This window comes from Shewanella sp. 125m-1 (assembly GCF_052977065.1).
Map to the genome: position 1 here is coordinate 22,189 of NZ_JBRILT010000055.1, position 8,399 is coordinate 30,587.

The following is an 8,399-nucleotide window of genomic DNA, read 5'->3' on the forward strand; positions in this document are numbered from 1 at the left end:
CAAACTAAAATTTTGTATTACTGCAAATTCTATTGTTATCTTCGGCCAAGATTACTCTGGCAGACTAAACATAATTTCGACTAACTGACCATCTCGCTCAACCATTAAGGCGACTTCTGTCATTTCAGGTAACTGCGCCATCACTTCTAGCGCCTGCCCCATATCAGTCAAGTCATAGCCATTAATTGATTTGGCTAAATCATTGGCTTTAAAACCAGCCTGCTTAAACAGTTCTCGATCTTTACCCGGATTAAGCCTATACCCACTCAGCTCTCCAGCGCTCTTCACTGGCGAAATTGATAAATAGTCGGTTATCTTACCCGGATCGGCCAAAATGGCTTCTCTGGATTGACTCAATTCAGCAGCTACCGTGCGATTATTGCGATTATCGATAGTTTTACCTTTAGATGCACTCTTGGCTTTTTGCAACTGTTGATTCGCTGCGCCGTTGGTATCGTAATCCAAACCGTCTAGCATCAAGGTCTCGTAACGACCACTATTGGTAATAATAATGCGGTCGGCATACACCTCTTTGAGTGAGGCTGAAGTCCCTTTAATCTTGTCACCTAAGCCGTAAGTGTCTTGACTACCACTAGAGGCGATAACCGCTAACCCTTTCTTTTCAGTCGTCGAGGCCACGACACCAGTCAGCTGAATAGAAAGTGATGTTTTAGGGGCATCGGTAATAATTTCTTCAACCGGAGCGGCTTTAGGCTTGGCACCCGCTGCATCAGGCTGACCAAAAAGGGAGAGTTGTTGCAGACCAAGAATATTGACTTGGCCGCTAGCATTGCTTGCCACAGGGGTAGGTACCCAGCGCGTGGTCGCTGAGTTCTCAGGTACTAATTTCCATGTGATTTGAGCTAATAAGTAAAGAGCTATCAAAAGCCCAATGCTAAATACCGCCGTGCTGACGGGCTTTTGAGGCACACCAGCCGCTTTGGTTAAAAACTTATCTAATAAATCCATATTTATGTGGACCCTCTGTACAGGTCTCTGTTCTGATTATAATAATTTAGTAAATCCTGACTCATGCTAACCTACACTGCTTTTAGCAACAAGACCATAACTGCAGCAATGTTGGCGATAATTGACCGGATATGCTAACTTTACGCGCCTAAAAAGGGTGTGAAGCCTGCCACTATTTTACCAGCCAGACAGTAAAGATTTGTATATTCCTGCTGAGCTTGTGAGCTCACCCTACTTTATAATAGTTAATTTCTCACTGGAGTCGCTCATGAATGACGACGAGCAACAAGCAATTAAAGTAAGGCTTGATAAATGGCTCTGGGCTGCACGCTTTTATAAAACGCGCGCCATCTCAAAAGAGATGATTAATGGTGGTAAAGTACACTATAACGGTCAGCGAGCAAAATCGAGCAAATACGCAGAACTTGGCGCCACCATTAGATTACGACAAGGCTATGACGAAAAAGAGATTGTCATAGTCAAATTGTCAGAACACCGCCAAAAAGGGTCGATAGCACAAACCCTTTATGAAGAAACACCGCAAAGCATAGCCAAGCGAGAAACCTATGCTGAGCAGAGACGTTTAAATATTCTTAATAATCCCGCTCCCGAACAGAAGCCGGATAAGAAACAACGTCGCCAGATTATGCGCTTTAAAGAAAGCTAAAAATTGGAAAACGAAATGAACGAACAGATGAACGAACAGATGAACAAAGACAACCTAAATCGTTACCTATTTGAAAACGCTAGCGTACGCGGCGAATTGGTACAGCTAGAAAGCAGCTACCAAGAAGTACTTGCAGCGCATGAATACCCACTAGCTATCCAAATGCTATTGGGCGAGCTAATGGCGTCAACGTCATTACTAACCGCGACCTTAAAGTTTAGTGGTGATATCAGCATCCAACTGCAAGGTGACGGCCCAGTATCGTTAGCGGTAATCAACGGTAATAACCTACAACAGCTTCGCGGCGTATCACGTTGGAACGGCGAGATTAGCGACAATGCTAATCTGCAGCAGATGTTTGGTAAAGGCTATATGGTTATCACACTAACGCCTGATGACGGTGAGCGTTATCAAGGTGTTGTCGCGCTAGATAAAGAAACCCTAGCGCAATGTTTAGAAGGTTATTTCGAACAATCTGAGCAGCTACCAACCAAAATCAAGCTATTTGCCGACACTAAGCAAGCTGCGGGTATATTCCTGCAAGTATTGCCAACTGATGGCAATCACAACGAAGAATTTGAGCACTTATCAATACTGACTGAAACCGTTAAACAAGAAGAGATGTTTACGCTTGAAGCGGAAGAGATATTGCATCGCTTATATCACGAAGAAGAAGTCCGTTTATTTGAACCTGTCGCTGTGACATTCAAATGTACCTGTTCAAAAGAGCGCAGTGCAAAAGCCATTCGCACAGTAGCAAAAGAAGAGGTCGACTCTATTCTTGCTGAAGAAGGTCAAATTGAAATGGGCTGTGAATACTGTAATAGCAAATATATCTTTGACTCTATTGATGTTGAAGCCATCTTTGCCGACGCTCAAAGTAGCAATATCACTCAATAAATACCGTTGAGCTTACGCGTTTAAACAACCAATTAAAGGTGCTCTAAGAGCACCTTTTTTATATTCAAAATTAAGTCTAATTCATTTTAACTAGCCTATAAAAATGTCAACAAAAAACACTCCAAAATCACTTTTTGTCATTTTTTTTGATCTATAGCACACATTCATATCTGCATACGTTACAATCCTCACAAATAAAAGCTGGCGCTATAGATCAGCACACAATTATAACCTTAAAGATGGAGACCTTACCTATGCCGGATGGATCAAACCGCGAGTACCTTAACCTTTCAACAGGCCAATTAGTCGAACTTGCGTTAGCGCGTGGGGAAGGCGAATTGACCGCTAATGGTGCTTTAGTTGCAAAGACGGGTGAGCGCTCAGGCCGTTCTCCTAATGACCGCTTTATCGTTAAAGAGCCAGGCTCTGAAGCTGATATCGAATGGGGAGCAGTAAACAAACCTTTCGAAGCCGATGCATTTACCGCACTTTGGAACCGCGTAGAAGCTTACCTGAGTGATAAAGATACCTTTGTATCAAACTTAGAGGTCGGCGCAAGCAAAGAGCACTATCAACCCGTAAAAGTCACCACTCAATACGCATGGCACCAGCTGTTTGCTCGCAACTTATTCATCGTACCTGAAGAATTTAATGTGGCCGACAAGCCAGTATGGCAGATCATGAATGCACCAGGTTTTGAGTGTGTTCCTGAGCGCGATGGCACTCACTCTGACGCGACTGTCATTATTAACTTTGCCGAGCGTAAAGTCCTGTTAGCAGGCCTTAAGTATGCTGGTGAAATGAAAAAATCGATGTTCTCAGTACAGAACTTCTTGCTACCCGCTAAGGGCGTATTGCCAATGCATTGCTCGGCTAACGTTGGCAGCGATGGCGATACCACGCTGTTTTTCGGTCTATCGGGCACAGGTAAAACGACCCTTTCAGCCGATCCTAAGCGTTTCCTTATCGGTGATGATGAGCACGGTTGGGCACCCGGCGGTGTTTTCAATATCGAAGGCGGTTGCTACGCAAAATGTATCGATCTGAGCCAGAAGAACGAGCCAGTGATCTGGGATGCGATTCGTTTCGGTACCGTGCTTGAGAACGTCGTCACCGATGAAAATCGTGTACCGGATTACACCAATTCAACACTGACAGAAAACACCCGTGCAGCATACCCGCTGGAGCATATCGCACAGCGTAAGCTCGATAACTGCGGCGCAGAGCCACATGCGGTAGTGTTCTTAACCTGTGACGTTTCAGGTGTTCTGCCACCAGTATCTAAGCTGACCAAGGAGCAAGCCGCTTACCACTTCTTGTCGGGTTATACCGCTAAAGTAGGTTCTACTGAGATGGGCTCAACAGCCGCTATTCAGTCGACTTTCTCAACCTGTTTTGGTGCGCCATTCTTCCCACGCCCAGCAGGTGTTTATGCTGAGCTACTGATGAAGCGTATCGAGTCTTTCGGTAGTCAAGTTTACCTGGTTAACACAGGCTGGACTGGCGGTCCACACGGTATTGGTAAGCGTTTTGACATTCCAACAACTCGCGCTATTGTCGATGCCATCGTATCAGGTGAGCTAAAAGACGTTGAAACTGAGTACTTAGAGAAACTAAACCTACATGTACCCGTAGCCATCCCTGGCGTAGACAGCAAGTTACTCAACCCTGTCAACACGTGGGATGATAAAGCTAAGTATGCCGAATTTGCTCAGCACCTTGCTGACAGCTTTAAGGCTAACTTCGAGAAGTATCAGGTACCGGATTCAATCAAAAATGCCGGCCCTAACGCTTAATAAGCTTTAAGCCCAGCGCCTAATTTTGAGCGCCACAATAAGCGAAGTACTGTCAAACTTAGTATTTTACGCTAATAAGGATCCCAGCCTATGCTGGGATTTTTTTGTCTAAAACCTCCTAAAACCACTTATAAATTAGATAGCAACCTCAAGTGCCCTCAGTACTCGTTCTAAATAAAGGTGTAAAGCCAAGCAAACTTAAAGTAAAGCAAGCTTGACTTGTGATTTTCAAACCGCTACTGTTTAAGTCAAGCAAGCTTTACATCAATAATATTAAAGCCAATACACAAGGAACTGTAATCATGAAAATCATCGAAGCGATATGCGCCAAGGGTTTACCTAAGCGCGATCTTAAAAATGCCAATAGAGTGAATCTACTAGCGCTCTTTTGGGCGATCACATTAATGATAAGCATCTTTTTAAGTGAGCATGAATTACTCAACAGCGGCTTGTTAATCACCTTAGCATTTTCCATACACACACTTATCGGTATTGCCATGTTGGTATCTTATCGACATTTTCTCGTACAGCTCGATGAGATGGAGCGCAAGGTGCAGCTCGATGCCTTAGCGTTGTCGGTTGGCGTCGCCATTATTAGTTTTTCCAGCTATTCAATATTGGCAAATAGCGGTATTGTGCCGCCACTCAATGCCGCCTACCTGATTGCGTTAATCGCTGTGACTTACATGGTCGGCATTATTAAAGGAAGGATCAGTTACCGATGAAGAATCGTCTAAAAGTGCTCCGAGCTGAGCGCGACTGGACCCAAGCCGACTTGGCAGAAAAACTCGAAGTCTCGCGCCAAACCGTTAATGCCATTGAAAAAGGCAAGTATGATCCGAGTTTGCCGTTAGCTTTTAAGGTGGCGCGGTTATTTGCAATGCCAATTGAGGCCATTTTTGAAGATGAAACTGAAGTCGCCATCAGCTAGGCCGACGCTCCCCATGCAACTTGAATCACGGATGGTTTGAAATTAGCTGCGACGCATAAATATATAGGCCTTAGGCTCCTCACTCAAACCTAAGGCCTATCTATATCTGCACCCATTCGAAAGTTGAAAGCAATTGAAACTCATATTTAGAAACAGTTGCGCTGTTGCACTTATCACTCGTTTAAGGAAATATAACCGCCTAATAATAATTCAAAACAGATCTTAAGATTGGGTACCCGACCATGCGCTTAACCCCCTTATCGGCCATCGCCTTATTGGCTGTCAGCACGAGTAACTTCAGCCTTGCGGCTAACCAAGCCAGCAGCCACGACCATGCTGCATCTCCTCAATTAGCCACCACCTATATCAACGATGGGATATTGCCACCCATCATGCCTTGGCATGGCGATAGCGAGTCTTTACTCGTGGTGGCAGATGCTGATTGGGCGACACCCTTTGAACAGAATGGTCTTAAAACCAGCCCTAGCTATGACGAAACCTTTGCCTGGTTAGACAAACTCATTAGCCAAAGCGATATGCTGAAAAAAGTCAGCATTGGACAGAGTCCGCAGGGGCGTGAGATCTGGATGATTGTCGCCTCAAAAGAGGGTTTCGATGATGCAGCAAGCTTATCAAGCAACAACAAGCCTACTTTACTGGTGCAGGCAGGGATCCACTCTGGCGAAATTGACGGTAAAGATGCAGGCATGATGTTGCTACGCGATATCGTGTTTAACGGTAAAGCTGAGCTACTCAATAAGGCCAACTTACTCTTTGTGCCTATTTTCAGTGTCGATGGTCACGAACGCTCAAGCGAATACAACCGGGTGAATCAAAGAGGTCCGGTTAATATGGGCTGGCGCACTACAGCGCAAAACTTAAACCTAAATCGAGATTACGCCAAAGCCGACACCCCAGAGATGCAGCATATGCTACGGGCGATCAATATTTGGCAGCCAGACTTGTATATCGACGTGCATGTTACCGACGGCATCGACTATCAATACGATGTCACTTTTGGCTACAACCTAGCCCAAGGACAGAGCCCTGCGATCTACAACTGGCTAGAAAACAGCTACCGCCCCGCCATAGAGTCATCACTGACCGAGCAAGGACATGTGCCTGGACCATTAGTATTTGCGATAGATAATGCAGACATCACCAAAGGCATGTCATTGTGGAACGCTAGCCCACGCTTTTCTAACGGTTATGGTGATGCGCGTCATCTGCCGACTATTTTAATAGAAAATCACAGCTTAAAACCGTTTAAACAACGGGTACTCGGCACCTATGTGATGCTCGAATCCAGCCTTAAAGCCATTGCCAACGATAGCACCAAGCTCAAATCGGCGATTAAGCAGGACAAATATCGCTATTCACCTAGAGTCACCTTAACTTGGCAACAAGAGCAGCAAGCACAGGGCTGGGACTTTAAAGGTATTGGCTACACGCTAGAGCAAAGCGCTATTAGTGGTAACGATATCGTGCGCTGGAACGGTGAGCCTAAACTATATGCCAACCTGCCTGTCATTGGCGGCACGAAAGCCGATATCAAGGTTAACCGTCCTGATGCCTATTACATTCCACCACAGTGGCAAGAGGTTATCGAGCGTTTAAGTGTTCACGGTATTCGCATGACGACACTAAGCAAACCAACAGAACTCACGCTACAACAATATCAATTTTCCGAGCCAAGCTTTGCCAATAATGATTATGAGGGGCGTCAACGTGTAAAGGCGACAGTCTCTAGCCAGGCTATAGACGCCCAGCTACCTGCTGGTACCGTTCGCATCGATACAAAGCAGCCTTTAGGCGATCTCGCCATATTGCTACTTGAGCCACAATCGCCCGACTCCCTGTTCCAGTGGGGATTTTTCAATCCGATATTTACTCGTACCGAATATATTGAAAACTATGCCGTAGAACCACTCGCCGCGCAGATGCTAAAGGATGATCCCGCTCTGCTGGCTGAGTTTGATAAGTCACTTAACGACCCTGAGTTTGCCGCAAACCCCAAGGCAAGGTTACGCTGGTTCTATGAGCGAAGCCCATACTTTGATAATCAATACCTTAAGTACCCAGTGCTAAGAGGCCACTAATTCTGCCGCTCTAGTATTCAAACATACGAAAACAGCGCCTCTTGGCGCTGTTTTTACTTCAAAAAGCGTGCCCAACACCTTTACCGATAAGGTATTTCCCGCCATTTTTAGCGCTTTTTAGTCGCAGATATAGCATAGGTTAACGGCAAACGCTGCCCTTTTTGCTCAACAAAATAGCGCTGTCGCTGCTCAGAACCTTGCGGCAGTTCCACTTCGACCAATTCTTCAGTTAAGCCCTCGAAACAGTTATAGGGGCTAAAGGGGAATTCATCTAACGAGTTAATTTCTAGCCCTGCTTTGATCAGCGCGTTAATCACATCAGACAACGAGTGCGACCAACTCATAAAGGTATGGGTATCGTCATTAGCGTTCTCGGTATAGGTCACTTCATCTTCTATATCGGGCGCATCTTGATGAAAATAGCTATAGCCCTCAAACACTGCCTGCGCTGGGTGGAACTCCACCATATAAAACTGGCCACCAGCCACCAACTTGCTCGCTATTATTTGCGCCCACTTATCGAGATCCGGTAACCAAACAATTGCACCATATGATGTAAAAACCAGATCAAACTGTTGGCTTATGCTTTCTGTCACGCTATACACATCACTACAAATAAACTGCGCATTTAGCTTAGTCTGCTCAGCAAGTGACTGCGCCTGAGTAATCGCGGCGGGCGATAGATCGACACCGGTAACATTGGCGCCCATACGTGCCCACGACAAGGTATCGAGGCCAAAGTGACATTGCAGATGCAGTAGATTTTTACCTTTAACCTCTAAGTTAGCCAGCTCTATCTCTTGCAGTGAACTCTTACCCGCAAGAAAACCTGCGACATCATAAAACGCTGAAGTAACGTGGGTCTGTACACGCCTATCCCAACCTTGCTGGTTAACTGATAAATAATCCATTTCTGTTTCCATACATGATTTTAAAATCTAGCTCGAGTATTAACGAGTGCTAGGTTCTAGGTTCTAGGTTCTAGGTTCTAGGTTCTAGGTTCTAGGTTCTAGGTTCTAGGTTCTAGGTTCTAGGTT

General features: G+C 45.3%; 8 protein-coding genes. 6 read left to right on the top strand and 2 right to left on the bottom strand.

The window, feature by feature from the left end; translation table 11 throughout:
* Positions 1 to 51 precede the first annotated feature (51 nt).
* Entirely contained in the window at positions 52 to 969 is a 918-nt protein-coding gene (gspC, locus tag ACVBIK_RS18365; protein ID WP_447161078.1) for a type II secretion system protein GspC, read from the bottom strand.
* 268 nt (positions 970 to 1,237) lie between these two features.
* Here gspC and hslR point away from each other — a divergent pair, with 268 nt between their 5' ends.
* From hslR to ACVBIK_RS18395, 6 genes are all read left to right on the top strand, one after another.
* A complete protein-coding gene (gene hslR, locus ACVBIK_RS18370; protein WP_447161077.1) occupies positions 1,238 to 1,636 on the top strand; it encodes a ribosome-associated heat shock protein Hsp15 in 399 nt (132 codons plus the stop codon).
* 39 nt (positions 1,637 to 1,675) lie between these two features.
* On the top strand, positions 1,676 to 2,536 hold the full coding sequence (gene hslO / locus ACVBIK_RS18375; protein ID WP_447164606.1) for an Hsp33 family molecular chaperone HslO: 861 nt from the start codon (positions 1,676 to 1,678) through the stop codon (positions 2,534 to 2,536).
* A 254-nt stretch (positions 2,537 to 2,790) separates the two neighbouring features.
* Positions 2,791 to 4,332: a phosphoenolpyruvate carboxykinase gene (locus tag ACVBIK_RS18380; protein WP_447161076.1), complete on the top strand. Its 1,542-nt coding sequence runs from the start codon at positions 2,791 to 2,793 to the stop codon at positions 4,330 to 4,332.
* Between the two features lie 302 nt (positions 4,333 to 4,634).
* Positions 4,635 to 5,057: a hypothetical protein gene (locus ACVBIK_RS18385; RefSeq protein WP_447170240.1), complete on the top strand. Its 423-nt coding sequence runs from the start codon at positions 4,635 to 4,637 to the stop codon at positions 5,055 to 5,057.
* Positions 5,054 to 5,263 carry a helix-turn-helix transcriptional regulator gene (locus ACVBIK_RS18390; RefSeq protein WP_447170241.1) on the top strand — a complete coding sequence of 70 codons (210 nt, stop codon included), beginning with the start codon at positions 5,054 to 5,056 and terminating at the stop codon, positions 5,261 to 5,263. The genes ACVBIK_RS18385 and ACVBIK_RS18390 overlap by 4 nt, the downstream gene beginning before the upstream one ends.
* A 242-nt stretch (positions 5,264 to 5,505) precedes the next feature.
* Positions 5,506 to 7,362 (top strand): M14 family metallopeptidase, encoded by a 1,857-nt coding sequence (locus ACVBIK_RS18395; RefSeq protein ID WP_447170242.1) that lies wholly within the window; start codon positions 5,506 to 5,508, stop codon positions 7,360 to 7,362.
* Positions 7,363 to 7,469: 107 nt separating this feature from the next.
* Here the strand turns inward: ACVBIK_RS18395 and ACVBIK_RS18400 are convergent, their stop codons facing one another.
* Positions 7,470 to 8,273 carry a class I SAM-dependent methyltransferase gene (locus ACVBIK_RS18400; protein ID WP_447161072.1) on the bottom strand — a complete coding sequence of 268 codons (804 nt, stop codon included), beginning with the start codon at positions 8,271 to 8,273 and terminating at the stop codon, positions 7,470 to 7,472.
* Between the last annotated feature and the right edge of the window lie 126 nt (positions 8,274 to 8,399).